Origin of the sequence: Streptomyces monomycini (genome assembly GCF_022271435.1) — a bacterium.
Taxonomy (GTDB): Bacteria; Actinomycetota; Actinomycetes; order Streptomycetales; family Streptomycetaceae; genus Streptomyces; species Streptomyces monomycini.
The window spans coordinates 35983-61256 of sequence record NZ_JAFIQY010000050.1; the positions used below are offsets into that span (position 1 = coordinate 35983).

At 73.4% G+C, this 25274-nt stretch carries 24 protein-coding genes, 1 tRNA gene and 1 pseudogene; 13 read left to right on the forward strand and 13 right to left on the reverse strand.

The window, feature by feature from the left end; translation table 11 throughout:
• The first annotated feature begins 88 nt into the window (after positions 1-88).
• The 8 genes from JXZ78_RS35535 to JXZ78_RS35570 all read left to right on the forward strand — a co-directional run bounded on the left by JXZ78_RS35535 (position 89) and on the right by JXZ78_RS35570 (position 7304).
• Complete coding sequence (locus JXZ78_RS35535; RefSeq protein ID WP_030023938.1) at positions 89-946, forward strand: TetR/AcrR family transcriptional regulator; 858 nt, start codon at positions 89-91, stop codon at positions 944-946.
• Positions 947-985: 39 nt separating this feature from the next.
• Positions 986-1873: a beta-keto acid cleavage family enzyme gene (locus JXZ78_RS35540; RefSeq protein WP_030023937.1), complete on the forward strand. Its 888-nt coding sequence runs from the start codon at positions 986-988 to the stop codon at positions 1871-1873.
• Positions 1874-1917: 44 nt separating this feature from the next.
• On the forward strand, positions 1918-2874 hold the full coding sequence (locus JXZ78_RS35545) for a 3-hydroxyacyl-CoA dehydrogenase NAD-binding domain-containing protein (RefSeq protein ID WP_030023936.1): 957 nt from the start codon (positions 1918-1920) through the stop codon (positions 2872-2874).
• The gene (locus tag JXZ78_RS35550; protein WP_030023934.1) at positions 2871-3329 is read left to right on the forward strand and encodes a thioesterase family protein; all 459 of its coding nucleotides are present in this window, start codon (positions 2871-2873) and stop codon (positions 3327-3329) included. The genes JXZ78_RS35545 and JXZ78_RS35550 overlap by 4 nt, the downstream gene beginning before the upstream one ends.
• Positions 3330-3471: 142 nt before the next feature.
• Positions 3472-3804, forward strand: a complete 333-nt coding sequence (locus tag JXZ78_RS35555; protein ID WP_030023932.1) for a DUF427 domain-containing protein — start codon at positions 3472-3474, stop codon at positions 3802-3804.
• 123 nt (positions 3805-3927) lie between these two features.
• Positions 3928-4908: a metallophosphoesterase family protein gene (locus JXZ78_RS35560; RefSeq protein ID WP_030023931.1), complete on the forward strand. Its 981-nt coding sequence runs from the start codon at positions 3928-3930 to the stop codon at positions 4906-4908.
• Positions 4909-4929: 21 nt separating this feature from the next.
• Positions 4930-6180: an MFS transporter gene (locus JXZ78_RS35565; RefSeq protein ID WP_030023930.1), complete on the forward strand. Its 1251-nt coding sequence runs from the start codon at positions 4930-4932 to the stop codon at positions 6178-6180.
• Positions 6181-6269: 89 nt separating this feature from the next.
• Positions 6270-7304, forward strand: a complete 1035-nt coding sequence (locus JXZ78_RS35570) for a TolB-like translocation protein (RefSeq protein WP_030023929.1) — start codon at positions 6270-6272, stop codon at positions 7302-7304.
• A gap of 95 nt (positions 7305-7399) precedes the next feature.
• Here the strand turns inward: JXZ78_RS35570 and JXZ78_RS35575 are convergent, their stop codons facing one another.
• The 6 genes from JXZ78_RS35575 to JXZ78_RS35600 form a co-directional block, all read right to left on the reverse strand.
• Entirely contained in the window at positions 7400-8092 is a 693-nt protein-coding gene (locus tag JXZ78_RS35575) for a DUF309 domain-containing protein (protein WP_372498473.1), read from the reverse strand.
• Positions 8093-8260: 168 nt separating this feature from the next.
• Positions 8261-9511 (reverse strand): D-alanyl-D-alanine carboxypeptidase family protein, encoded by a 1251-nt coding sequence (locus JXZ78_RS35580; protein WP_238783593.1) that lies wholly within the window; start codon positions 9509-9511, stop codon positions 8261-8263.
• Positions 9512-9848: 337 nt separating this feature from the next.
• On the reverse strand, positions 9849-11150 hold the full coding sequence (locus tag JXZ78_RS35585; RefSeq protein ID WP_238783594.1) for a cytochrome P450 family protein: 1302 nt from the start codon (positions 11148-11150) through the stop codon (positions 9849-9851).
• A 454-nt stretch (positions 11151-11604) separates the two neighbouring features.
• Positions 11605-12909, reverse strand: a complete 1305-nt coding sequence (locus JXZ78_RS35590; protein WP_030023924.1) for an MAB_1171c family putative transporter — start codon at positions 12907-12909, stop codon at positions 11605-11607.
• Positions 12902-13174 carry a hypothetical protein gene (locus JXZ78_RS35595; protein ID WP_157851734.1) on the reverse strand — a complete coding sequence of 91 codons (273 nt, stop codon included), beginning with the start codon at positions 13172-13174 and terminating at the stop codon, positions 12902-12904. Before JXZ78_RS35595 ends, JXZ78_RS35590 begins: the two co-directional genes overlap by 8 nt.
• Before the next feature lie 351 nt (positions 13175-13525).
• A tRNA-Pro gene (locus tag JXZ78_RS35600) sits at positions 13526-13599 on the reverse strand.
• Between the two features lie 139 nt (positions 13600-13738).
• Between JXZ78_RS35600 and JXZ78_RS35605 the strand changes: the two genes are divergently transcribed.
• Positions 13739-14032, forward strand: coding sequence for a YiaA/YiaB family inner membrane protein (locus tag JXZ78_RS35605; protein ID WP_030023922.1), 294 nt, complete (start codon positions 13739-13741; stop codon positions 14030-14032).
• Here JXZ78_RS35605 and soxR read toward each other — a convergent pair.
• A complete protein-coding gene (soxR, locus tag JXZ78_RS35610) occupies positions 14013-14552 on the reverse strand; it encodes a redox-sensitive transcriptional activator SoxR (RefSeq protein ID WP_033039642.1) in 540 nt (179 codons plus the stop codon). The two genes, JXZ78_RS35605 and soxR, sit on opposite strands and share 20 nt — an antisense overlap.
• Positions 14553-14607: 55 nt before the next feature.
• Between soxR and JXZ78_RS35615 the strand changes: the two genes are divergently transcribed.
• From JXZ78_RS35615 to JXZ78_RS35625, 3 genes are all read left to right on the forward strand, one after another.
• Positions 14608-15357: a thiamine pyrophosphate-binding protein gene (locus tag JXZ78_RS35615; RefSeq protein ID WP_050502940.1), complete on the forward strand. Its 750-nt coding sequence runs from the start codon at positions 14608-14610 to the stop codon at positions 15355-15357.
• A 102-nt stretch (positions 15358-15459) separates the two neighbouring features.
• The gene (locus tag JXZ78_RS35620) at positions 15460-16362 is read left to right on the forward strand and encodes a transketolase family protein (RefSeq protein ID WP_030023919.1); all 903 of its coding nucleotides are present in this window, start codon (positions 15460-15462) and stop codon (positions 16360-16362) included.
• Positions 16363-16558: 196 nt separating this feature from the next.
• Complete coding sequence (locus JXZ78_RS35625) at positions 16559-19804, forward strand: amidohydrolase family protein (RefSeq protein WP_030023917.1); 3246 nt, start codon at positions 16559-16561, stop codon at positions 19802-19804.
• Between the two features lie 40 nt (positions 19805-19844).
• Here the strand turns inward: JXZ78_RS35625 and JXZ78_RS35630 are convergent, their stop codons facing one another.
• The gene (locus JXZ78_RS35630) at positions 19845-21044 is read right to left on the reverse strand and encodes a Gfo/Idh/MocA family protein (protein ID WP_030023915.1); all 1200 of its coding nucleotides are present in this window, start codon (positions 21042-21044) and stop codon (positions 19845-19847) included.
• A gap of 397 nt (positions 21045-21441) precedes the next feature.
• Between JXZ78_RS35630 and JXZ78_RS35635 the strand changes: the two genes are divergently transcribed.
• Positions 21442-22728 (forward strand): acyl-CoA dehydrogenase family protein, encoded by a 1287-nt coding sequence (locus JXZ78_RS35635; RefSeq protein ID WP_030023913.1) that lies wholly within the window; start codon positions 21442-21444, stop codon positions 22726-22728.
• Between the two features lie 137 nt (positions 22729-22865).
• On the opposite strand, the gene JXZ78_RS35640 is transcribed toward JXZ78_RS35635, so the two are convergent.
• The 5 genes and pseudogenes from JXZ78_RS35640 to JXZ78_RS35660 all read right to left on the reverse strand — a co-directional run.
• The gene (locus tag JXZ78_RS35640) at positions 22866-23474 is read right to left on the reverse strand and encodes a GAF domain-containing protein (protein ID WP_030023911.1); all 609 of its coding nucleotides are present in this window, start codon (positions 23472-23474) and stop codon (positions 22866-22868) included.
• Entirely contained in the window at positions 23471-24127 is a 657-nt protein-coding gene (locus tag JXZ78_RS35645) for a GTP-binding protein (protein WP_030023910.1), read from the reverse strand. The genes JXZ78_RS35640 and JXZ78_RS35645 overlap by 4 nt, the downstream gene beginning before the upstream one ends.
• Complete coding sequence (locus JXZ78_RS35650) at positions 24105-24515, reverse strand: DUF742 domain-containing protein (RefSeq protein ID WP_030023909.1); 411 nt, start codon at positions 24513-24515, stop codon at positions 24105-24107. The genes JXZ78_RS35645 and JXZ78_RS35650 overlap by 23 nt, the downstream gene beginning before the upstream one ends.
• A gap of 2 nt (positions 24516-24517) precedes the next feature.
• A complete protein-coding gene (locus JXZ78_RS35655) occupies positions 24518-24967 on the reverse strand; it encodes a roadblock/LC7 domain-containing protein (protein ID WP_030023972.1) in 450 nt (149 codons plus the stop codon).
• Positions 24957-25274: pseudogene (locus JXZ78_RS35660) on the reverse strand (ATP-binding protein); the annotation flags it as partial. The gene JXZ78_RS35655 and the pseudogene JXZ78_RS35660, both read right to left, overlap by 11 nt.

Below are 25274 nucleotides of genomic sequence, written 5' to 3' on the forward strand. Positions count from 1 at the left end.
CCCAGCCATGACCGGCCTTTATGGCAACGTCTTCCGCAGCGGTCGTTGCGGTTACCTCAACACACTGTTACGGTCCCTGACCATGTCCATGGACGAAGACCCCGGCACCCGGGTCCCCGACGACAGCGAGATCTGCGACCGCGTCCGGCAGGTGGTCGACAGCCTCGGTATCAGCCGCCGCGAGTTCGCCCGGCGCATCGTGATGGACCCCTCGAAGCTGTCCAGGTCGCTGGGCGGCACCCGGCGTTTCACCCTCGCCGAGATCGTGCGCGTCGCGGACATCGGCGGCGTGGACGTGGCGTGGCTGCTCGGCTCCCGGGGCGGCTCCCCGGCGCCGGCCCGGGACCGGGAGCCGGTCGCGGTGCCCGAGGGCGGCCGGCCGCTCCAGATCGTCCGGGAGACCGTCCGGCTGATCGCCGAGCACGGTTTCCACGGCGTACGGGTCGCCGACATCGCCGCCGCCTGCGGCACCAGCACGGCCGCCGTGCACTACCACTTCCCCGGCCGCGACGAGCTGCTGGAAGCGGCCGTGCGCTGGTGCATGGACGAGGACACCGCGCGGCGCGCCGCGGGTCTGGCCGACGCGCCGGACGCCCACGCCGAGCTGCTGCACCTGATCGCGCTCCAGACGCCGCGCACCGCACAGCAGCGGCGGCAGTGGCTGGTCTGGCTCGACCTGTGGGCGCAGGCCGCGCGCTCCACCGCCGTCGGGCAGCTGCACGAGCACTACTACCGGCAGTGGCGGACCACCGTCGCCGAAGTGCTGCGCCGGGGCGTCGACCAGGGCGTCTTCCGTGCCGTGGACCCCGAGCCCACCGCACTGCGGCTGACCGCGCTCATCGACGGCCTGGCCACCCAGGTGCTGGCCACCGCGCCCGACAGCACCGGCCCGGACACCATGCACGCCGCGCTGCTCACCTTCATCGACCACGAACTGGCCCCCTGAGCGGGCTGCTCCCCCGCCCCACCGACCGAAGGACCCGCCGTGAACAACGAGGTCATCATCACCTGCGCGCTGACCGGAGCCGGTGACACCGTGCGCCGCTCGCCGCACGTCCCCGTCACCCCCGAGCAGATAGCCAGGTCCGCCGTCGAGGCGGCCTCGGCCGGCGCCGCCGTCGTCCACATCCACGTACGCGACCCGGAGACCGGCGCCCCGTCCCGCGACCCGCGCCTGTACGCCGAGGTCGTCGAGCGCGTCAAGGAGACCGGCACCGACGTCGTCATCAACCTGACCGCCGGGATGGGCGGCGACCTCGTCGTCGACCCGGACGAGCCGCTGCGGCACCTGCCCGGTACGGACCTGGTCGGCGGCCTGGAGCGGCTGCCGCACGTCGAGGAACTGCTGCCCGACATCTGCACCCTGGACTGCGGCTCGCTGAACTTCGGCGACGGCTCCAACCTCTACGTCTCGACGCCCGACATGCTGCGCGCGGGCGCCAAGCGCATCCAGGAGCTGGGCGTACGGCCGGAGCTGGAGATCTTCGACACCGGACAGCTGTGGTTCGCCAAGCAGCTGCTCGCCGAGGGGCTGCTCGACGACCCGACCGTCTTCCAGCTGTGCATGGGCGTCCCGTGGGGCGCGCCGGCCGACCCGGGCGTGCTCCAGTCGATGGTCGCGATGCTCCCCGAGGGCGCCCAGTGGGCCAGCTTCGCGCTCGGCCGGATGCAGATGCCGTGGGTCGCGCAGTCCATCCTGCTCGGCGGCAACGTCCGGGTGGGCCTGGAGGACAACCTCTATCTGAGCAAGGGCGTCAAGGCGACCAACGGGCAGCTGGTCGAACGGGCCGTGCGGATCACGGAGTTGCTGGGCGCGACAGTCGCCACCCCGGACCAGGCCCGGGCCCGCCTCGGCCTGAGGCCGCGCGGCTGAAGAGCCCGGTTCCCCCTCGCCCCTCTCACCCTCAGGAGTCGCCCGTGTCCCCCACCCCTCCCTCCTCCGTACGCCGCGTGGCGTGCATCGGCGCCGGCGTCATAGGCGGCGGCTGGGTCGCCCACTTCCTCGCCCGTGGCTACGACGTCACCGCCTGGGACCCCGCGCCGGACGCCGAGGACAAGCTGCGCCGACTGGTCACGGCCGCCTGGCCCGCGCTGGAACAGCTCGGCCTGGCCGAAGGCGCCTCGCCCGACCGCCTGACCATCGCGCCGACCCTCGCCGCGGCCGTCGCCGACGCCGAGTTCGTACAGGAGAGCGCCCCCGAGAAGCTGGAGCTCAAGCGCGATCTGCTCGCCCAGCTCGACGCCGCCGCCCCGCCCGGCGTGGTCATCGCCTCCTCCACCTCCGGCTACCCGATGACCGACATGCAGACGGCGGCCGCCACGCCCGGCCGCCTGGTCGTCGGGCACCCGTTCAACCCGCCGTACCTGATTCCGCTGGTCGAGGTGGTCGGCGGGGAGCGGACCGACCGTACGGCGGTCGAGTGGGCCGCCGAGTTCTACGAGGCGGCGGGCAAGTCCGTGATCACCATGGACCGTGAGCTGCCCGGGTTCATCGCCAACCGCCTCCAGGAGGCCCTGTGGCGCGAGGCGCTGCACATGGTCGCCAACGGCGAGGCCACGGTCGAGGACATCGACACCTCGATCACCGAAGGGCCGGGGCTGCGCTGGGCGTTCATGGGCCCGATGCTGACGTTCGCGCTGGCCGGCGGCGAGGGCGGGATGGCCCACATGCTCGACCACTTCGGCCCGTCGCTGAAGTCCCCGTGGACCCGGCTGGAGGCCCCGGAGCTGGACCGGGCGTTGCGGGACGCGGTGGTCGACGGCTGCGACCGGGCCGCCGACGGCCGTACGTACGCGCAGCTCGTCGCCGAGCGCGACCAGGGCGTCATCGACGTGCTGCGGGCGACCGGCCGTCTGGACGGGCCCGCCCGGTGACGGCGGGGCTGCCGCTGTTCCGGCGGACCGTCCAGGACGACTGGATCGACTACAACGGCCATCTCTCCGAGGCGTACTACGTCCTGGTCTTCGGCTTCGCGACGGACGCCCTCATGGACGCGGCCGGCCTCGACGCGGCCTACCGCACCCGCACCGGCCATTCGCTCTACACAGTCGAGGCGCACGTGCGCTACCTCGCGGAGGTGCCGCGGGGCGCCGAACTCCTCGTACGGACGACGGTGCTGGGCGTGGGCGCGAAGAAGGCGCGTTTCGTCCACGAGATGTACGTGGGGGACGTGGCCGGCGGCCCGGTGGCCACCGAGGAGATCTTCGCCCTGCACGTCCACCAGGGCGAGGGGCGCGCCGCGCCGCTGCCGGAGGGGGCGTACGGGCGGCTGGCGGAGCTGGTCCGGCCGGCGCCGGAGTGGGCCGGGCGGGGGATCCGCGAGGTGTAGGCGCGGGGAATCCGAGAGGCGTGGCGCGGCGTTGTACGGCGTGTCCCCGGTCCGCCGGGGGCGCGCCGTCGCCGGGTCGGCCGTCCGCCCGTCGCGCGGTGCCACTCTAGGAGCCCCGCACCCCGTCCGGAGAGGAACCGTCATGCCGTCCGTACCAGGTCACCGCATCACCGTCGAGCAGGGCACCGAGCACGTCCGGGTCGTCCAGGACGGCCAGGTGGTCGCCGACAGCCGCCGTCCGCTGCTGCTGCACGAGACCGGGTATCCGGTGCGCTACTACCTGCCGCCCGAGGACGTCCGGACGGATCTGCTGGTCCCGTCCGGGACCCGTACCCACTGCCCGTTCAAGGGGGACGCCTCCTACTGGTCGCTTTCCGGTGGCCCGGAGGACATCGCGTGGACCTACCCTGCGCCGAAGTCAGCGGTCGAGCAGATCAAGGACCATCTGTGCTTCCACGGGGCGGAGTTGGTGTGAGCGACGCCGCACGGTGGTGAGTAGGAAAGTTTCCTAACTATTCTCCGTCAGGCTTATTGACGCGTACATGCGCCGTCGTCAAGATTCCTCCGAACGGCACCTCCGCCGACCGAGGAGACGGACATGACGCCCACCCCCCGCGCCGCGAAGTCCCGCAGCACCCGCCCGGCCAGGCCCTTTCTCACCAACCCCCGCACCGGCATACCCACCGCCGCGGGCGCGGTCCTCGCGCTCGTCGGCGGTGCGGTGCTGTGGTCGCCGGCCGGCCGGGCGGACGCCGCGCCGGAGCGGACGGCCGCGCGGGCCGGCGGGTTCACGGTGGTCGCCGCCGGTGACATCGCCGAGCAGTGCACCGCGAGCAGCAGCAGCTGCGTGCACCCGAAGACCGCCGCCCAGGTCGAGAAGATCGACCCGGAGTTCGTCCTGACCATGGGCGACAACCAGTACGACGACGCCCGGCTGAAGGACTTCAAGAAGTACTACGACACCTCCTGGGGCGCCTTCAAGGCCAAGACCCGCCCGGTCGCCGGCAACCACGAGACGTACGACCCGGCCGGCAAACTGGCCGGGTACAAGTCCTACTTCGGCTCCATCGCCTACCCCAAGGGAAAGAGCTATTACAGCTTCGACCACGGCAACTGGCACTTCGTCGCGCTGGACTCCAACAGTCTGAACTCCACGCAGACCAAGTGGCTCAAGGACGACCTCGCGGCCAACTCCAAGAAGTGCGTGGCCGCCTACTGGCACCACCCGCTGTTCTCCTCCGGCGAGCACGGCAACCAGCCGGTCAGCCGCTCCGTGTGGAAGCTGCTGTACGACGCCAAGGCGGAGCTGGTGCTCAACGGGCACGACCACCACTACGAGCGTTTCGCGCCGCAGGACGCGGACGGCAAGGCCGACGACAAGGGCCTGGTCGAACTGCTCGCCGGTATGGGCGGCGCCAACCCGTACAAGATCGAGGAAGTCCAGCCGAACAGTGAGAAGCGGCTGACCAAGACCTTCGGCGTGGTCAAGCTGAACCTCACCGACGACGGGTTCTCCTGGGACCTGATCGGCACGGACGGCAAGACCAAGGACAGCAGCCCGTCCTACCGGTGCCACTGACCGGCCCGGGACCCACCCGCCATGTATCTCGCCACCACCGGCGCGGCCGCCGCCACCGCCCAGGTGACGCGCGGCCGCGTCGCCGGACCGGTCCTCGCGCTCGGCACGGTCAGCCTGGTCACCGACATCTCCTCCGAGATGGTCACCGCGGTGCTGCCGCTCTACTTCGTCCTCCAGCTCGGGCTCTCGCCCCTCCAGTTCGGGTTCCTGGACGGGCTCTACAACGGCGTCACCGCGCTCGTACGGCTGGCCGGCGGGCACGCCGCCGACCGCGGCGGGCGGCACAAGCTGGTGGCCGGCACCGGCTACGCGCTGTCCGCGCTGTCCCGGCTGGGCCTGCTGCTCGCGGGCGGCGGTACGGCCGGGATCAGTGCGGCCATCGCCGCCGACCGCATCGGCAAGGGCGTACGGACCGCCCCGCGCGACGCGCTGATCTCGCTCAGCAGCCCGCCCGACGCCCTGGGCCGGGCGTTCGGCGTGCACCGCGCGATGGACACCACGGGCGCGCTGCTCGGCCCGCTCGCCGCGTTCGCCCTGCTGTGGGCGACCGCGGACGCCTACGACGCGGTGTTCGTCGTCAGCTTCTGCGTCGGGCTGCTGGGCGTGCTGCTGCTGGTCGCGTTCGTCCCCGGACGAGCCGCCCTGGGTCCGGTGGCCGCGCCCGCCGCCGGACCACGGGTCCCGCTGCGCAGCAGAATCGCCGAGCCGCTGCGTGACGCCGCCTTCCGGCGCATCATGGCGGCAGCCGCCCTGCTGGGCGCCGCCACCATCGGCGACTCGTTCGTCTACCTGCTGCTCCAGAAGCAACTGGACTTCGCGGTGCGCTGGTTCCCGCTGCTGCCGCTCGGCACCGCCGCGGTCTACCTGCTGCTGGCGGTGCCCGCTGGTCGGCTCGGTGACCGCATCGGGCGGCGGGTTCCGTTCCTCTTCGGCCATGCGGCGCTCCTCGCCGCCTATCTGCTGCTGCTCACCGTCGGCGACGGCACCGTCCTGCTGGCCGGTGTGCTGGTACTGCTCGGTGTCTTCTACGCCGCCACCGACGGTGTGCTCATGGCCCTGGCAGGGCCCGCCCTGCCCGCGGCACGGCAGGCGAGCGGCATGGCCCTGCTGCAAACGGGCCAGGCACTGAGCCGACTGCTCGCCGCGGCGGGCTTCGGCGCCGCCTGGACGCTGTGGGGCAGCCCGGCAGCGTTGGCCATCGCCGTCGTCGTCCTCGCAGCCGCCTTGGCGGGCGCCGCCGCGCTGCTTCCCCGTACAGAAAGGCGCTTCTAGTGGTCATGACGGACAGGGCGGACCCACCGGAGACGGAGGCGGGGGACGTGAGGGACGAAGCCCGTAAGAGCCGCCCAGGCGGCTTCTCGATGCGCGCCCGCATCATTGCCATCGCGGTGGCCACGGCCGTCCTCACGACGGTCGCCGTGGTCTACACGGTGACGGCGGCCCGGCGCGCCGATTCCGCCGATCCTCCTTCGGCGTTCGGCCTGGACCGCGGGCAGTTGTACTTCCGCAGCACGCGGGACGGGGACGGCGCCGGCCGGGTCGCCCGCCTGGCCGCCGCTGCCTCCGGGCCTTCCGCCCACGGCGCCGCCGCCATGAGCGCGGCAGCGGCCCCGGCGCCGGACCACCGCACCACCGGAGGCCCCTCCTGCGAGCGCTTCCACGCGGCCGGGGGCACCGCCCTGTGCCTCCAGCGCCGCCCCGGCATTCCCCCGGCCTCGTACGCCGTCGTGCTGGACGGGCGGCTGCGCGAGAAGCGCCGGATCGCGCTCACCGGCATCCCCAACCGGGCGCGGGTCTCCGCCTCCGGCCGGATGCTGTCCTGGACGATGTTCGCCACCGGCGACTCGTACGCCACCACGTCCTTCTCCACCCGTACCTCGATCCTCGACACCCGCACCGGCTACCTGATCAAGAACATGGAGGACATCCCGCTCATCCTCGACGGCCGCCGCTACCACTCCCCCGACGTCAACTACTGGGGCGTCACCTTCGCCCGCGACGACAACCGCTTCTACGCCACCGTCTCCACCAAGGGCCGCACCTACCTCGTCGAGGGCGACATGCGCCGCTGGACGGCCCGGACCCTGCGCGAGAACCTGGAGTGCCCGTCCCTCTCGCCCGACAACACCCGCCTCGCCTTCAAGAAGCGGGTACGGGAAGGGGCCCGCGACCCCTGGCGGCTGTACGTGCTCGACCTGCGCACGATGCGCGAGCACCCGCTCGCGGAGCAGCGCAGCGTGGACGACCAGGCGGCCTGGCTGGACGACCACACGCTCGGCTACGCGCTGCCGGGCAGCGGCGGCGAGGGCAGCGACATCTGGACCGTACCGGCGGACGGCACCGGCAGTCCGGCGCTACGGGTGGCGGGGGCGTCGTCGCCGGCGCTGGTGCGCTGAGCGGGGGCGCGTCGGGGCAGGCCGGGCCGGGTCAGGGCGGTCCGGTCCGGGGGCGTGTCCACGGTCAGAGGCCGTGTCCTGTCTGGCCCCGGGCGTCAGTCCGCCGCCTGCGGGCCCTTGGCGGTGCACAGGCGCGGCGCGTTCCCGGCCGCCGCCACCGGTCCGTCGAGCCGGTCCGCCAGATCCCGCGCCCAGTCCGCCAGTCCGGGGACGTCGATGTCGTACGGAACGGTGTCCGCGTACGGGGCGATGGCGCCGGCGCCCCGGAGCAGCAGGGCCGCGCCGCCCTTGGTGTTGCCCCGGGCGGCGTGGGTCAGGCCGACGGCGAGCTGGGCGAGGCCGCGCCACAGCTGCCGCTCCGGTTCGGGCGACATCTTCCAGGCGTCCTCCAGCACCTCGTGGGCGTGGAAGGGCAGACCGCGGTCCAGGAGGTCCTGGGCTTCGGTGAGCGCCTCGCGGGGGCTGCGTTCGACGCCTTCGGGCTGGCGGGCCACGCCCGGCGTGCCGTACGGGAGCGGGCGTCCGAGACCGTCCCGCGGCCGGGCGTTGCGGGCCCGGCCTTCGGGGTCGCGGTCCCGGGCGGCCGGGGCTTCGTCCGTTCCTTCGTTCGGGGCGCGGGCAGCCATGGTCCGTCCTTCCGGTTCGGGGGCGTGCGCCACGGCAGCGGCGCTCCCCGCTCCGCAGTGTTCGCAGCCGGGCTCCGCCGGCCGGTCCGTGATCCGGCCGCACTCCTGGCACACCTGGTCCAGCCAGCAGGCCGGGTCACCGCCCTCGTCGCGTCGTGTCACGTTCACGGTTCGATTGTGCAGCGTGCGACGGCACGGTATGCGCACGGGGCGGTGTGCGCACCGTACGGAGGGGCCGGACCCGGTACGGAGGGCGCCCGGCCCGGCCGCGTCATTGGCCGGATTTCGACGGTGCCGCGCACCCGCCTGCGACGGGTGGTGCGCCGCCGGTCAGGAGCCGCCCCCGGGCGTGCGCCGGCCGCGTACGTACATGCGCCAGCCGAAGACCGCGCCCACCGCCAGGGCGACGGCGAAGCCTCCGGCCACCGCCCACCCCGTGGTCTGCGACCACCGGCCGGGTTCCCGGGAGACCTGCGCGGCGACCGGCCGCACGGAGGCGGAGGAGCGCTCGGCGCCGCTCCGCGCTCCGTCGGCCGAGGGGGCGGCCCGGCCGCCCGGCGCGGCGGCCACGAGGGAGCCGACCGGGCGGGCCTTGCCCGCGGCACGGAATCCCCAGTCCAGCAGCGAAGCCGCCTCGTGGTACACGGCGTTGGACGCGCCCGACTGCGGATTCAGCACGGTCACCAGCAGCGTCCGGCCGCCCCGTTCGGCCGCGGCGATCAGCGTGTTGCCCGCGTTGCTGGTGTAACCGTTCTTCACACCGACGATGCCCGGATAGCGCCGCAGCCCGTCCGCGCCGGACAGCAGCCGGTTGGTGTTCTGGATCTCGAACGAGGGACTGCCCTTGCTGGGGAACCGGGCCGTCGTCGTGGCGCAGTACCTGGCGAAGTCGGTGTGGGCGAGGCCCGCGCGCCCGAAGACGCTCAGGTCGTACGCCGAGGACACCTGCCCCGGGCTGTCGTACCCGTCCGGGGACTTCACCGAGGTGTCGCGGGCGCCCAGTTGCCGCGCCCTGGCCTGCATCTCGCGGGCGGTGGCCGTCCAGCCGCCGTTCATCGCGGCGAGCACCCGTACGGCGTCGTTGCCGGAGCGCAGGAAGACCCCGCGCCACAGGTCGGCGACCTGGTAGCTGCGGCCCTCCTTGAGGCCGACGAGGCTGCTGCCCGGGCCGATGCCCGCCAGTTCCTCCGGGGTGACCTTGTGCACGGCTGCCGCGCGGAACTTCGGCAGCACGGTGACCGCGAACAGGGTCTTGAGGGTGCTGGCCGGCGCGAGTCGCTGATGCGCGTTCCTGGCCGCCAGGACGTCGCCCGTACGGACGTCGGTCACCGTCCAGGCGCGGGCCGACACGCCGTCGGGCAGCGCGGGGGCTCCTGCCCCCGCCACCGTGCGCCCCGTACGGTCCCCCAGCTGGTCCGCCACCTGCCCCTTGGCCGCTCCCGCCCCCGGGTCCACGGCCAGCCGGCCCACCGCCGCCTGCTCGGCGTGGCCCACCGCCGGTATGGAGGTGAGCATCAGCCCGGTGGCGGCGACGACGGCCAGCACACCGGCTTTCCGGGACAGAAGCGTCTCAAGTGCCATGCCTTCACGCTAGGAAGCACGCACTTCGCCCGCAGAGGGACCTACGCCAGACGGCCGAAGCGCCGGACCCGGCACCACGAAGGCCGAACCCGGCACATCAGAGGCCAAAGGCTCACGGGCGGCCACGGCGGCGGGAGCGGCCCGGCCGGCCCGCGGCACGGCAAGGGGAGCACATCCACCCCGTACGCACCTCATGCGCACCCCGCGCACACGCCGCACCCACCCCGTACGCACGAGGACCCGCCCGGTGCGACGGGGGATGCACACCGGGCGGGCCTCACGACCTTTCTACCGCATGAAGGAACGGTTATGCCTCAAAAACTTGTTCGTCCCGCGATTACCAGGCGACGGGGAGCGAGATCAAGCCATGTGCGCGCAGCGTCCGGCGGTGGCGCAGCGCGGCCCGCGGAACGTCCAGCCGCAGACCGGGAAAACGGCTGATGAGAGCGGCCAGCGCGGTCTCCGTCTCCATCCGCCCCAGCGCCGCGCCGAGGCAGTAGTGGATGCCGTGCCCGAACGTGAGGTGGCCCCCGGCGTCCCGGCCCGGATCCAGCGTGCCGGCGTCCGGGAAGCGGTGCGGGTCCCGGTTGGCGGAGGCAAGGGAGAGCAGCACGGTCTCCCCCTGCGGCACCCGCACGCCACCAATTTCCACGTCCTCGACGGGGAACCGGCGGATGGCCAGCGAGACCGGCCCGTCGTAGCGGGCGAACTCCTCCACGGCCTTCGGCAGTTCGGCCGGATCCGCACGCAACGTTCTGAGCCGTTCGGGGTGGTCCAGCAGGGCGAGTACGGAATTGCCGATGAGGTGGACGGTGTTCTCGTAGCCGGCGAGGAGCAGGAGGAAGGCCAGCGAGGTCAGCTCGTCCTCGGTCAGCCGGTCCGCGCCGGCGTCCGGGTCCGCACCGAGGTCCGGGCGCGCACCGGCGTCCGGGCGCGCACCGGCGTCCGGGGCCGCACCGCCGTCCGCCGCCCCCTCCGTACCGCCGTCCCTGACCATGATCAGGTCGGACAGCAGGTCGTCCCCCGGCGCGGTCCGCTTGGCCGCGATCAGGCCGGTGTAGTACCGCATCATCGCCCCGACGGCCTCCTTCGTCTGCTCCGGCCGGGCCGGGTCGGGCGTGAACATCGCGTCCGTCCAGCTCCGGAAGTCCGGGCGGTCCCGCTCCGGTACGCCGAGCAGGTCGCAGATGACGACGATGGGCAGCGGACCAGCGTAACTCGCCATCAGGTCGGCCCGGCCGGCCTCCGCCACCGCGTCCAGCAGCCCGTCCGCGAGCCGCCGCACGGGCTCCCGCAGCTTCTCGACCCGGGCGGGGGTGAACGCCTTCGCCACCAGGCGGCGCACCCGCGTATGGTCCGGCGGATCCATGTTGAGCAGGTTCGCGTCCAGCGCGGGCGGCAGCGAGAACCCGCGATAGCCGCTCCGGGCATGGCACTTGTCGAGCGAGAGCCGCGGGTCGGACAGTCCGCAGCGCACGTCCTCGTACCGGGTCACCAGCCACGCGGGCTGCCCGTCGGGGCCGGCGATGCGGTGTACGGGTCCGGCGTCCCGCAACGCCGCGTAACCGGCGTACGGATCGTCCAGAAGGTGCGTCACGTCGATGAGGTCGTCGGGGCCGGTCTCGGCGGTGTTCTGCATGGTGCACGACTCTAGACACGGCGCCCGCCGGCGCGGTCGGCGCCCGCCGTACCACTCGTGAGAACCCGCCGGGCGCACGGCCCGGCGCGGCAGCCGGCTTCGGCCCAGGTACTTCACACAGCACTCGCTACGGAAGTCGTCATGGTCCGGGTCGGTGGCGAAGCCCCGGGCACCGGGTGGCAGGTCACCGGTGAGCGAGGGCGGACGCGCCAGGCAGCGACCGGCATCGAGGATGCCGGACAGGCCGCCGGCCTGCGCAGCGGGGTTGACGTACTTCCTCAGGCTTCGTTCCCGCTCGTGACGCTCCGCCGGCCGGCCCACCGTCGCACGGCTCCCCGAGATCGTGAACGGAACATCCGCGGCGCAGTACTCGCCGCGGCGCTCCGACGGGGCCGCGGGCACGCGTGGCCACGTCGGAGTCACCGTGTGCGCAACCGGCACGTGCAGGACGAACTCAGTGCCGCTGCATGGCGCTGCGCTGCCGTAGCTCGGTGAGTACCGTGTCCGTCAGCGGTGAGTGGTAGACGTCCGCGACACGCGCCAAGTGCTCGAACTCTGTCGCGAGTTCGGCCACGCCTTCGGTACGGGGGCAACCTGCCCGGCCGTGCGGCAGCTGCTCCCGGCCTTCGGCCGTGCCCTGCGGCGAGCGCTCCCCCGCACGCTCCTCGGCCCTCACCACCACGCTGTCGGAACCGAGGACGGGCACGAGACCGATCGCCCGGTTCTCCAGCCCGCGGCGCAGGGCGGCCGCCTCCGCGACGGCCGCCAGCTGACGTTCGTCCGCCACGACCGCGCGCCCCCGCTCCCGCGCGATGTCGATGGTGTCCGACTCCACGTACCGCCGGATGCCGCGTTGCACGTCCCGGATCTCCGCCATCTGCCGGTCGGCGCGCCGCTGGAGGCCGGTGAGCCCCCACCGGCCGGCCCCGGCCGGACGCCGCGCGGCCACCTCGGGAGCCCGCGCGGCGACGTCCTTCCACAGCGGATGCAGACGGCGCAGCCGGCGCCAGGCGTACGCCCGGGTGCCGGCGGCCGGCAGCGCGAGTCCGGCCAGTACCAGGGCCGCGGCGACCGTAGCGCTCAGCGGCGCCACCCCGTTGGAGAGCCACAGCGCCTCGTGCCCGGCCCAGGACAGCACGGAGCCGGCCAGCTTGCAGGCGCAGTACACCAGGCCGATCCAGCAGCCCGTGGCGAGCACCCGCAGGCCGCGGGCGAGCCAGGACGGACCGACCTGGCGGGCGTAGCGCGGGCAGAGGGTGCCCAGGCCCGCGAGGCTCGTGCCGAAGATGGCCAGGTACAGCACCAGGAACGTCATCACTCCCGGCGACGCCGTGTACGCGGTGGTGAAGTCGCGTGGGTGTTCCACGCCGTCCGCCCGCCCGGCGGCGAAGCACAGGACCGCGGCCGCCCAGGCGACGGCCACCACCGCCACGGCCACGCGGGAGCGCGCCCGGGCCCGCGCCCGGCCTTCCGCTCCCGTGCCGCTGTTCCAGCGCAGCAGCAGGACGAACGCGCCGGCCGCGAAGACCACGACCGCGGAGTGGAGGAGGACCATCGACAGGTTCGGCACCCCGGTCAGCCGGTCGCATCCCTCGTAGACGCTGGGGGCGGAGAAGACGAACACCGTCGCGACGCCCGCGCTCATCACACACGTCAGGCCCAGGTCCGTATTGCCGCGGTCGCCGAGCCAGGCGCGCGCCTTGAAGGCGACGACGGTCCAGGCCGCCCCGCCGAAACACAGGTACAGCACGTCAAACACCCGTTCCCCCGTCCGTGTCAGCTGTGCCGGCGCCGCTCGCGGCGTCGTCCTTCCCGTCGACGCCGCCCGCGCGCCCCGCGCCGTTCCGCTCGGTGCGCCGGTGCCGCGGCGCGGGTTCCAGGGACGCGGCCAGGTCAGCGGCGCACACGTCCGCCGGGACCGTCGGGACGGGCAGGTCCCGTTCGGTGATCAGTCGCCGGTCCAGGTACCGTTCGCGCCGGGCCCACGCGCCCGCGCGCAGGCGGCCCCACCGTCTCGTACGCACGTTCCGCGCCCCGTTACCGGTCCGCGCGCCCCCCATCAGCATCTGCCCCCCGGCGGTGCTCCCCCGGATCCCGGCCGCCCGCGCCCCGCACGCAGTTACCACCGCCGAAACCGCAGCCCGCATCCTGTCACGCACGCGATATCGCGCACCAGTGCACTTACGGACAGCGAAAAGCGCGGGGACCACGTCCCATGACCAAGGATTCCCAGCCGGGGACAGCTCGAACGGCCAGGACCCGGCCCGGCCCGGACCGCGACCGTCCGCCGCGGCCGGGCCGCGACATGACCGAAAGAACACGGAAAACAGCCCCCGGCCTGAGATTTCTCCCAAGCCGGAGGCTGTTCCGTCCAGTCGGGACGACAGGATTTGAACCTGCGACCCCTTGACCCCCAGTCAAGTGCGCTACCAAGCTGCGCCACGTCCCGATGCCCGGTCTGTCCGGTTTTCCCCGGCCGACCGCGCAGAAAGAACAATACCGCATGTCAGGGGGTGTCCGCCGCCAGGTTCGGCGCGACGGTCCCGCCCGGCCGCTCCGATCCGGCACCACGGCGGGACGCTACGCGCATGACCACTCCATCGATACAGCGGCCGACGACCACCGCCTTCTTCGTGCAGTCCGCGATCTCGTTCGGGCTCTCCCTGGTCGCCCTGATGATCGGGATCGCCAAGCTGCCCGTGGGCGCCTGGGAGCGCGGGTTCCTCGGGCTCGGGCTGGTCTTCGTGGTCTCGTCGGCGTTCACGCTGGCCAAGTGCGTACGGGACCGGCAGGAGGTCGAGGAGGTCACCAACCGGGTGGACAAGGCGAGGATCGACAAGCTGCTGATCGAGCAGGACGTGTTCAAGCCGGGTCAGGTGTGACCCGAGCCGGGCCGGGGGCGGCACGAGCCGCCTCGGGAGCGGCGCCCGGTGTCTCGACGCCGACCGTCTCCGGGCGGTCCCCCAGCAGATAGCGGGCGCCCGCGCCGCTCACCGCCGCCGCGTCGCCCGGGTTGTACAGGCCGCACTTGCGCAGGCTCAGACAGCCGCAGCCGATGCAGCTGGACAACTGGCCGCGCAGCTTCTGGAGTTCGGCTATCTGCTGGTCGATGCGGCGGGTCCAGGTGCGGGCCACCTTGTTCCACTCGGTGGCGTTGGGCGCGCGGTCCCGCGGCAGCCTGGCCAGCGCTGCGCTGGTCTCCTCCAGGGAGAGGCCGACCGCCTGGGCCGCCCGGATGAAGGCGATGCGGCGCAGGGTGGCGCGGGTGAAGCGGCGCTGCCCGCCGCCGGTGCGTTCGGAGTGGATCAGCCCCAGCTGCTCGTAGTAGCGCAGCGCGGAGGCAGCCAGCCCGCTGCGCCCGGCGAGCTCGCCGATCGGGAGCCGGTCGTGGGGTGAGGTCATGGCCGCAAGATTAGCGCTTGACTTCAAGTGAACTTGAAGTTGCAGGCTCTCTTCCATGACTTCCACGCCCCTGAACGGGACCACCGCACATGACACGGGCTTCGGCGAACTCCCGCACCTGATGAGCCTGATGACCGGGGACGAGAAGCACGGCCCGGCCGCCACCTCCACCCTCGACGCCCTGTGGGTGCTCTACGACCGGGTGCTGCGGGTCTCCCCCGCCACCGCGGAGGACCCGGCCCGGGACCGCTTCCTCCTCTCCAAGGGCCACGGGCCGATGGCCTACTACGCGGTCCTCGCCGCCAAGGGCTTCTTCCCCACCGCGTGGCTGCCGGGCTTCGGCTCGTACGACTCACCGCTCGGCCACCACCCGGACCGGGTGCTGGTACCGGGCGCGGAGATCGGCAGCGGTTCGCTGGGGCACGGCCTGCCACTGGCCGTGGGCACCGCGCTGGGACTGCGGGCCCAGGACTGCACCGATCCGGCGGTGTGGGTCCTGATCGGCGACGCCGAGCTGGACGAGGGCAGCAACCACGAGGCCATCGCGTACGCGGGTGCCGCCGGCCTGTCCCGGCTGCACACGCTGGTCGTCGACAACACCTCGTCGAGCCACGGCTGGCGCGGCGGGATCGCCTCGCGGTTCGAGGCCGCCGGCTGGTCGGCGGTGACCGTGGACGGGCGCGACCACGAGGCGCTGTACGCGGCGTTCACCGCGCCCCATCCGGGCCGGCCGCACGTGGTCGTCGCCCGGGTGGAGGCCAAGGAGTACTCGGGCGAGCCGAAGCCGAAGGCCGCGGCGGCCTGAGGCGCGCCGCCCGGCCCGTACGCGCATCCGTATCCGTATCCGTACCTCCCGCACCGCACCGCACCGCGCCGCTGCGCGCCGACTTTGAGAAGGATTCCTCTGATGGACACCATGCGCGAACGTTTCGCCTCGGTCACCACCCAGCTGCTGGACGAGGACCCCCGGCTGGCGGTCGTCCTCGCCGACATCGGCGTCGACGGCTTCCGGTCCGCCCTGGAACGCCACCCCACGCGGGTGGTGAACGTCGGCATCAGGGAGCAGCTGCTCGTCGGGGTCGGCGGCGGCCTCGCCCTGGCCGGGATGCGGCCCGTCGTGCACACCTTCGCCAGCTTCCTGGTGGAGCGCCCCTTCGAGCAGGTGAAGCTGGACTTCGGCCATCAGGACGTGGGCGGGGTGCTGGTGAGCGCGGCGGGCTCGTACGACTGGCCGGCCGGCGGTTTCACCCACATGGCGCCGGGCGACGTCGCCCTGCTCGACACCCTCGACGGCTGGACCGTGCACGTCCCCGGCCACCCGGACGAGGCCGGCACGCTGCTGCGGCAGGCCGCCGCGGCCGGTGACGACAAGGTCTACGTACGGCTGTCCGTACAGACCAACGCGACGCCGCGGCCGGTCGACGGGGCGCGCTTCCTGACGGTGCGCGAAGGAACCGGCGGTGTCGTGGTGGCGGTCGGGCCGATGCTGGACAACGTGCTGGCCGCGACCGAGGGCCTGGACGCGACCGTGCTGTACGCGACGACCGTCCGGCCCTTCGACGCCGCGGCGCTGCGGAGCGCGGTGGCCGGTGCGACGGCGGCGGACGTGGTGATCGTCGAGCCGTACCACGAGGGCACCTCGACCCGGCACGCGAACGACGCGCTGGAGCAGGTGCCGCACCGCGTCCTCGGCCTCGGCGTCGGCCGCCGGGAACTGCGCCGCTACGGACAGCTCGACGAGCACCTGGCGGGCCAGGGCCTGGACGCGCGGTCGCTGCGCGAGCGGATCACCGGCTTCCTCGCCCGGTGACGCCGGACGCCCGGTGACGCCGGGCCGACGGCGCCCGCGCCGGCCTCGGGCCTCGGTCCCCGGTACCTCCCCCGTCCCGCGACGCGCCAAGCAGCGCGCGCCGCGGGGTGTTGACCTCGGACCGTCGGTGCGTGACACGATCGGTCGGCTCGCCCCAGGCCACCGACCCACGTAACCCCCCATGGCTGGAGGACCGTTGGACACCACGGACAGATCTGAGGACGCTCCCCGGGCCGCGCGCCTTCCGCGGCCCTTCTCCCGGCGCACTTTCCTGCAAGGGACGGCTTCCGCCGCGGCGGTCACAGGACTGGCCGGGCTGCCAGGGCCGCTCGCCGCCCCCGCCCGGGCCGCCGAAGCCACCCGGCTGCCGACCCTCTCCTTCACCGCCGCCACGAACGGCGCCGCCACCCTCTCCCCCGCCGGCGACCGGTTCGTCGCCGAGGTCCAGAACGTCCTGTGGTCCGTGCCGCGCGAAGGCGGCGAGGCGCGCGCGCTCACCCCGCCGGACCTGGAACCCACCCGGCCGGTCTTCTCCCCCGACGGCACCCGGCTCGCCGTCTGCGCCTACCGCGGCGGCGGCTTCCACCTGTGGACGCTGCGCCCCGACGGCTCGGACCTGCGGCAGCTGACCGACGGGCCGTGGGACGACCGCGGCCCGGCCTGGTCACCGGACGGCACCAGGATCGCCTTCGCGTCCGAGCGGGGCGGTGATCCGGTGGCGGGCAGCCCGTACCGGATCTGGGTGCTGGACGTACGGACGCGGAAACTGACCCGCGTCACCGGGCGCCCCGGGCAGGCGGGCCCCCACCAGGGCGGCGCGTGGGAGGACTTCGACCCCACCTGGTCGCCGGACGGCGAGCGGCTGTGGTTCGTGCGCGGCGCGGTGTCCGGCACCACCCTGGACAGCCGTACCGTCGCGTCCGTACGGGCCGACGGCGGCGGCGAGGTCGTCACCGAGCACACGGCCGCGGCCGGCACCCAGGCCATGGTCCCGGCCCTGGCGCCCGTCGCGAAGGGCGGCGCGCCCCGGCTCGCCTACCTGCGCACCACCGAGCGCCCCGGCGCCACCTGCGTCCTCGTCGTGGACGGCGCGGAGGTTCCGGTGGACGGTGACGTGGAGCCGGTACCGCCGCGCTGGATCTCCCGCGAGGAGCTGCTACTGACCGTGGGCGGGCAGTTCACGGTGTTGCGGCCGGGCGCGCCGGACGGCGCGGAAACCCTTCCCTTCACCGCCGACATGCCCGTCCGGCGGCCCCGTTACGAGGTCAAGGACTACGGTTTCGAGCGCACGGGCGTCCGGCCGGTGCGCGGCGTCCACCTGCCCGCGCTCTCCCCCGACGGGCGCCAGGTGGCCTTCGCCGCCCTCGACTCGCTGTGGCTGGTGTCCGCTTCGGGCGGCCGGCCGCGACGGCTCGTCAGGGCGGGCGCCACCCGGTACGTCCTCGGGCCGAGCTGGGCCCGCGACGGCCGTTCCCTGGTGTACGCCGACGACCGGGACGGGCTGTTCGCGGTCCGGCGGCACGACCTGGCGACCGGCGAGGAGACGGTGCTGGCCGACGGCGGCCGGGTACAGCCCGCGCTGTCCCCGGACGGCAGACGGCTCGCCGCGATCGACATGTCCGGAAATCTCGTCGTACGCAATCTGGCCGACGGCAAGGAGACCACGACCGCCCCGCTGGGCGGCGGCGGTGTGCCCGGCCGGCCCAGCTGGTCCCCGGACGGCCGCTACGTGGCCTTCTGCGACCGCAACCGCCTCAACCGGCGCTTCCGTGAGGGCTACAACCTCATCCGGGTCCTCGACACCCGCACCGGCAAGGACCGGCTGCACGCCCCGGACCCGGGGCACACCGTGCGGTCGATCGCCGACCGCTACGACTCGGGCCCCGTCTGGTCCCCGGACGGCCGGTGGATGGCGCTGATCGCCGAATCCGCGCTGTGGGTGCTGCCCGTACGCCCGGACGGCACCCCTGACGGCGCGCCGCGCCGGCTGACCGACGAGAGCGCCGACCACCCGTCCTGGTCCGGCGACTCCCGCACCCTGCTGTACCTGTCGGCCGGCCGGCTGCGGCTGACCGGTGTGGACGGCGGCGCCGCGCGTACGGTCCGGGTGGCCCTGGACCACCGCGGTTCGCGTGCCCGGGACACGGTCGTGCACGCGGGCCGGTTCTGGGACGGCACCGGCGAGGAGGTGCGCGAGGACGTCGACGTGGTGGTGCGCAACGGCCGCATCGCCGACGTCGAGCCGCACGGCCGGGCCGCAGGCCGGCGCGCCGCCCGCCGCGTCGACGCCTCGGCGCGCACCGTGATCCCCGGCCTGTGGGACTCGCACACCCACCCCTGGCAGACCACGTACGGCGGTCGGCAGACCGCGCTCCAGCTCGCTTACGGCATCACCACCGCCGTCTCCTTCGGCGGCTTCTCCTACGAACAGGCCCGCGTCCGGGAGTCCGTCGCCGCCGGCACGCTCGTCGGGCCGCGCCTGCTGGCCTGCGGCGAGCTGCTGGACGGCAGCCGCGTCGCGTACAGCATGGGCCGTGCCCACGCCACGCGGGAGGGCCTGCGCCGGTCGCTGGAGCGGGGCGCCGCGCTCGACTGGGACTTCGTCAAGACGTACGTACGGGCCCCCGGCTGGATCATGGAGGAGGCCGCGCGCTTCGCGCACCAGCGGCTGGGGGTGCGGTCCGGCAGTCACCTGCTCTCCCCCGGCGTGCAGCTCGGCCAGGACCTGACGACCCATCTGCAGGCCACACAGCGTCTGGAGTTCGGGCACGCGATCACCGCCACCGGCCACGCCTACCAGGACGTGGAGGAGATCTACACCGGTACGGACTTCCACCTCATCGCCACCCCCTTCACCGCCTCCGTGCTGCTGGGGGAGGACCCCGGCCTCGCCGACGACGAACGGGTCACGACCCTCATGCCGCCGTGGGACGCCGCGCTGACACGGGAGAACGCGGGCCACCGCCCCACCCCGAAACAGCTGGGCGACCTCAAGACCGAGATCGGCGTCTACCGGCGGGTGCTGCACGGCGGCGGCCTCGTCGCCCTGGGCACCGACCAGCCGCTGACACCGGTCGGCCTGCACCTGCACCTGGCGCTGCGCGCCCTGCACCGCTACGGGCTCACCCCGGCGCAGGCGCTGCGCACCGCCACCGCCCTGCCCGCCCGCGTCTTCGGCGCCGACCGCGACCTCGGCACCCTGGAGGAGGGCAAACTGGCCGACCTGGTGATCGTGGACGGCGACCCGTTCACCGACTTCGACACGCTGGTCCGCACGGCGGCGGTGCTGCGGGGCGGGCGGCTGTACGAGCAGGAGGAGCTGGTGGCGTCCTTCCCCGCGCCGGACAGCCGCGCGGTCCGGGCTGCCGGGGCGGGCGCGGTGGACTGGCTGGAGGTCGGGCGGCAGCACCGGCGCGATTCCTGCTGCGGGGCGGCCGACTGAGGGACGTGATCCCTGCTGCGGGGCGTCCGAGGGGGAGGGCTCACCCCTCCTTGGTCTGGCCGCGCTCGAAGTAGTCCACCAGTTCCGGGTCCAGGGGCGGCACCTCGTGCGGGGTGCCGCCGTCGCGGAGCGAGGCGGTGGCCCGGTCGCCGGCCGCCACCGCCATCCGGGCGGCGACCGGTGAGGTGTCGGTCGGCCCGCCGTGCCGGACGAACCGCAGGAACTCGTCCACCAGCAGCGGGTCGGCGCCGCCGTGCCCGGCCTCGTCGTCCGCCTCGCTCGCGGGGAGTTCGTAGACGGCGTCGGCGTCGGCGCGGTAGCCGGACTGGCGGGAGTTCCACACCCGTACCGCACCGCCCGGCCCGTCGCCGAAGTTCTCCAGACGGCCCGCGTCGCCGATGACGGTGTAATTTCTCCAGTAGTCAGGGGAGAAATGGCACTGCTGGTAGGCGGCCAGTACCCCGTTGTCCAGGCGCATGTTGACCAGGGAGACGTCCTCGACGTCGATCAGCGGGTTCAGGCCGCGCTGGCTGCCGGGAGGCCAGTGCGCGTCGTGCGCCAGCCAGTCCTCCGGCCGGGGCTCCCCCGGCGCCCGCCGCATGCCGGGATCACCGTAGACCGTCAGGTCGCCCAGCGCCTGCACCTGCCGTGTGTAGCCGTTCGCGAGCCAGTGCAGCGCGTCCAGGTCGTGCGCGCCCTTCTGGAGCAGCAGCCCGTTGGTGTGCCGCCGCTCGGCGTGCCAGTCCTTGAAGTAGTAGTCGCCGCCGTGCCCGACGAAGTGCCGTACCCACACGGTCCGGACCCGGCCGATGTCGCCGCGCGTGATCAGTTCGCGCATCAGGCGGATGACGGGCATGTGGCGCATGTTGTGGCCGACGTACAGGCGCGTACCGGTCTCGCGGGCGGTGCGCAGTATCGCGTCGCAGTCCTCGATGGAGGTGGCGAGGGGCTTCTCCACGAAGACGGGGCGGCCGGCGCGCAGCGCCTGGCGCGCCAGGTCCGCGTGGGTGTGGTCGGGTGTGAGGAGCAGGAGCGCGTCGAGGCCGGGGTGGTGCAGCAGCGCCCGGTGGTCGGCGAAGGTCTCGGCGCCGGGGAAGCGCCGGGTGGCATACGCCAACGCGTCCGGGTCGGGGTCGGCCACGGCGGCGACCCGGGCGCCGTATCCCGGCCGGTGAGCGGTGCGCGCGAGATCACCGCGCAGCCCGAAGCCGATGACGCCCAGGCGCAGATCGTCGGTCATGAGGTGCCTCCAGAAGCTGCCGGACTCCATGGTCGGCGGGGTGCGGGACCAAGGAACGAGGGGCGGCGGGGGCCGGGGGCCACCGGTGTCGCGCCTCCCTTCGCCACCCCACGAGAACCCCCACGAGAACACCGCCGGACGTGCTGCACGCACCGTAGACCACAGGGGTGGTGAACGGGTTCCGCGCGCTCCCATTGCTCGCATAAATGCACGGTGTTGATGTTTTATGCGCCGTGCAGCAGGTATGCCAACGGGTATTGCACGAGGTAAGCACCCCATGACGGTCCGGAGCGGGGTCGCGGACCAGGACGACCGACGGCGCACTGGCGGAGTGCGCCGCCCAGCAGGAAGGCGGCAAGCAGCACGGCGCAGGGGCGTTCGACGGAGGAGGCTCGTCTTGCATCGCTACTTCACCGACCAGCGGCATGAAGCACTCCGGCACCGGGTCAGGGACTTCGCCGAGAGCGAGGTCCGCCCCCGGATAGCCGAGATGGAGGCGTCCCGTACCGTCTGCCACGATCTGTCGCGCCGGATCGCCCGCCAGGGGTGGATCGGCGCGACCGTCCCCCGGGCCTACGGCGGCATGGGCGCCGGACACCTGGCCAAAACCCTGATCATCGAAGAGCTGTCCCGGGTGAGCGGCGCCATGGGCGCCATGGTGCAGGCGTCCCAGCTCGGCGCCGCGAAGATCATCCACTTCGGCAGCGAGGAGCAGAAGAAGACCTGGCTGCCGGCCGTCGCCACCGGCGCGTGCCTGCCGACCATCGCCGTCACCGAGCCGCAGTCGGGCGGCCATGTGCTCGGCATGACGAGCCGGGCGGTCCGCGACGGCGACGACTACGTCCTCGACGGCCGCAAGATCTACGTCGGCAACAGCCACGTCGGCGATCTGCACGGCGTCGTCGTCCGGACCGGTGAGGGCTCCAAGGGCCTGTCGGCGTTCCTGGTGGAGGCGGACCGGCCGGGCCTGCGGGTCGGCACGCAGCAGCAGGCCATGGGGCTGCACGGCTTCAGCTTCGGCGAGCTGTTCTTCGACAACTGCCGGGTACCGGCGGCGAATCTGCTCGGCGACGAGGGCGACGGGCTGGCCGTCGCGTACTCCTCCAGCGTGCTGTACGGCCGGCCGAACCTGACCGCGGTGTCGCTCGGCATCCACCAGGCGGTGCTGGACGAGACGGCGCGCTTCTGCGCGGAGCGGGAACGCTACGGCAGGCCACTGGCGCACCTCGGCAACATCAAGATCAAGCTCGGTCGCGTCCAGTCCCGGCTGCTGACCGCCCGGCTGGCCGCCTACCACGCCGTCCACCTGCTCGACCAGGGCCAGCCCTGCGACGCGGAGCTGATGAACGCCAAACTGGTCAACGTCGAGGCCGCCGTGGAGTCGGCGCGCGACGCGATGGACATCCACGCCGCCTGCGGGCTGTTCACGGACCGCCCGGTGGAGCGCTTCCTGCGCGACGCCCACCACATCTTCGCCCCGGCCGGGACCACCGACGTCCAGTTGCTGCGCCTGGGCGAGCTGGCCCTCGGCACGGCCAAGGGCGAGTGGTCCAGCCGGCTGGCGGACCTGGTCCGCAGGGAACCGGCGGAACTCGCGGAGGACGACCGGGCCGCGGAACCCGCCGTCGCCGGTCGCCGCACCTCTCTCCTGCGGGAGCGGACGGAGTTGCAGCCGACCGGCTGAGGCCGGGCCGGAGAGCGGCGCGGGTCTTCTTCCCGGGATCCGCGCCACCTCTCCCGGAATCCGCGCCACTTCTCCCGGGGCCCGTGCCGTCCGCCCCGGAAGCCGTGCCAGCGCCCCTCCCCGGGCCCGTGGCCTCGTCAGCTCTCCCCGGCGCGCCGCTGCTCCATGCGGTGGATCTTCTCGACGAGTTCGGCCGCCATCGACTTGATGGTCTCCAGGCCCTCGCGCCCCCATGGACGGCGTTCGAGGTCCACCACGCAGACCGTGCCGAGCGCCATCCCCGTACGGTCGATGAGCGGTGCGCCCAGGTACGAGCGGATGCCGATCTCGTCCACGACCGGGTTGCCCGCGAAGCGCGGGTAGTCGCACACGTCCTCCAGGACGAGGGCCTTGCGGCGGACGATGACGTGCGGACAGTAGCCGTGGTCGCGGGCCATCACCCGGCCGGGCTGGGCGCTCGGCGGCGCCGGCCCCAGCTCGACGGGCGCCTGCTCGCCGCCGGGCGTGTAGAGACCTGCGAAGTACTGCCGGTGCTCGTCGATGAAGTTGACCATGGCGTAGGGCGCCCGGGTCGTACGGGCCAGCTTGCGCGCGAACTCGTCGAAGGCGGGCAGCGGCGCGTCGCCGATGCCCAGCGCGCGCAGCCGGGCGACGCGGGCCGGCGCCTCGTGGTCCTCCGGGGTGAGCAGCAGATGACGCGTGGGGTCGTAGGAGGCGTACGACGCGCGCGGGACGGGACGGGTCACGGGAGCTCCGGGGTGGCGGCGGGGGCGGGGGTCAGCAGGTGCTGGACGAGCGAGACCAGGACCTGGGTGGACGAGCTGCACTGGCGTGCGTCGCAGAGCACGACCGGGGTGCCGGGGCCGAGGTCCATGGCGGTCCGCACCTCGTCCGGCCCGTAGTGGTACGCGCCGTCGAACTCGTTGACCGCGACGACGAACGCGATGCCGCGCCGCTCGAAGAAGTCGACGGCGGCGAAGCACTGGTCCAGGCGGCGGGTGTCGGCGAGGACGACGGCGCCGAGGGCCCCGTTGGACAGCTCGTCCCACATGAACCAGAAGCGTTCCTGCCCCGGTGTGCCGAAGAGGTAGAGGACGTGCTCCCGGCCGAGGGTGATCCGGCCGAAGTCCATGGCGACGGTGGTGGTGTTCTTGTCCTCGACACCGGCCAGGTCGTCGGTGCCCACACTGATCTGGGTGAGCAGTTCCTCCGTACTGAGCGGTTCGATCTCGCTGACCGCGCCGACGAAGGTCGTCTTGCCGACGCCGAAGCCGCCGGCCACCAGGATCTTCAGGGCCAGCGGGAACGGGTCGGCGGCGGGCGCCGCGGGGGACGAGCCCGCGGCGGACGGGAGCCGGGCATCGGCGGACAAGGCGTCACAGCCGTTTGCGAAGTCCATGCAACACCGCCTCCAGCAGGGCTCGGTCGGTACGGTTCGGAGGGCCTGCCCCGCAGGCGGACACCGGCACCGGCGCGCGGGCGGCGAGCGCCCCGCAGTCGACCAGGTCGGCCAGCAGGACCTTGGTGACCACGGCGGGCAGGCGTATGTGCGCGGCGATCTCCGCGACCGACACCGGCCCGCCGCAGAGCCTCAGCACCTGGGCGTAGTCGGGGCCCTGGCAGGTGACGGGCCGCTGTCCGGTGGCCATCACCATGGTCAGCAGGTCGAAGTGCGCGGTCGGCCGGGTCCGGCCGTTGCTGACCGTGTACGGACGGACCAGGCGGCCGGCCTCGTCGTCCAGCCACGGGATCTCCCGGCCCGGTCTGCGGCGGCGCCGTACGCCCATGGTCAGCGCCCACCCGCCGGGGCCTGCTGTCGCACCGGCGTCGCCAGGTACGGCCGTACGCTCTTGACCAGCATCCCCATCTCGTAGCCGAGGACCGCCACATCGGCCTCCCGGCCGGCCAGCACCGCGAGGCAGGCGCCCGAACCGGCCTTGGAGACGAACAGGAACGTGGTCTCCAGCTCGACCACGACCTGGAGCACGTCGTCGCCGTTGCCGAAGCGCACCCCGGCGCTGCGGGCCAGTGAGTACAGGCCGGAGGAGAGGGCGGCCAGGTGGTCGGCGCTGTCCGGGTCGAAGCCGTGTGCCGCTTTGACCAGGCCGTCGGAGGACAGCAGAAGGGCGCTGGTCGCGTGCGGTACGCGGTTCACGAGTCCGGTCAGCAGCCAGGAAAGGTCGGTGTGCCGGCTTCCTTGCAGGTGCGCATGTGCCTGCGCGTGCACGTCACTCACCATGGTCGCGGTCGTCTCCTCGGCGGGGTTCGGGCCTGTCGTGGCCGGCGTCGGCGCCGGCCCGGTAACTGTCGTAACCGTCGTGGTCGGCGGGGCTGCCGTAGCTGTCGTCGGCGAGGCTGATGCCGCGCCGGAACGCGGCCATCAGGCCGGGGTCGTGCTCGGGTTCGGGCCGGTCGTCGCGGCGGCCCGCCGACGGCAGGATCGGCTCGCCGCGCAGCTGCGGCACCAGGTGCTCCTGCTTGCGGCGGCGCGGCAGGCGGGGCCGGGTGCCGTCGTCCGCCGTTACGGGCGGGGCGGGCGGCAGGAC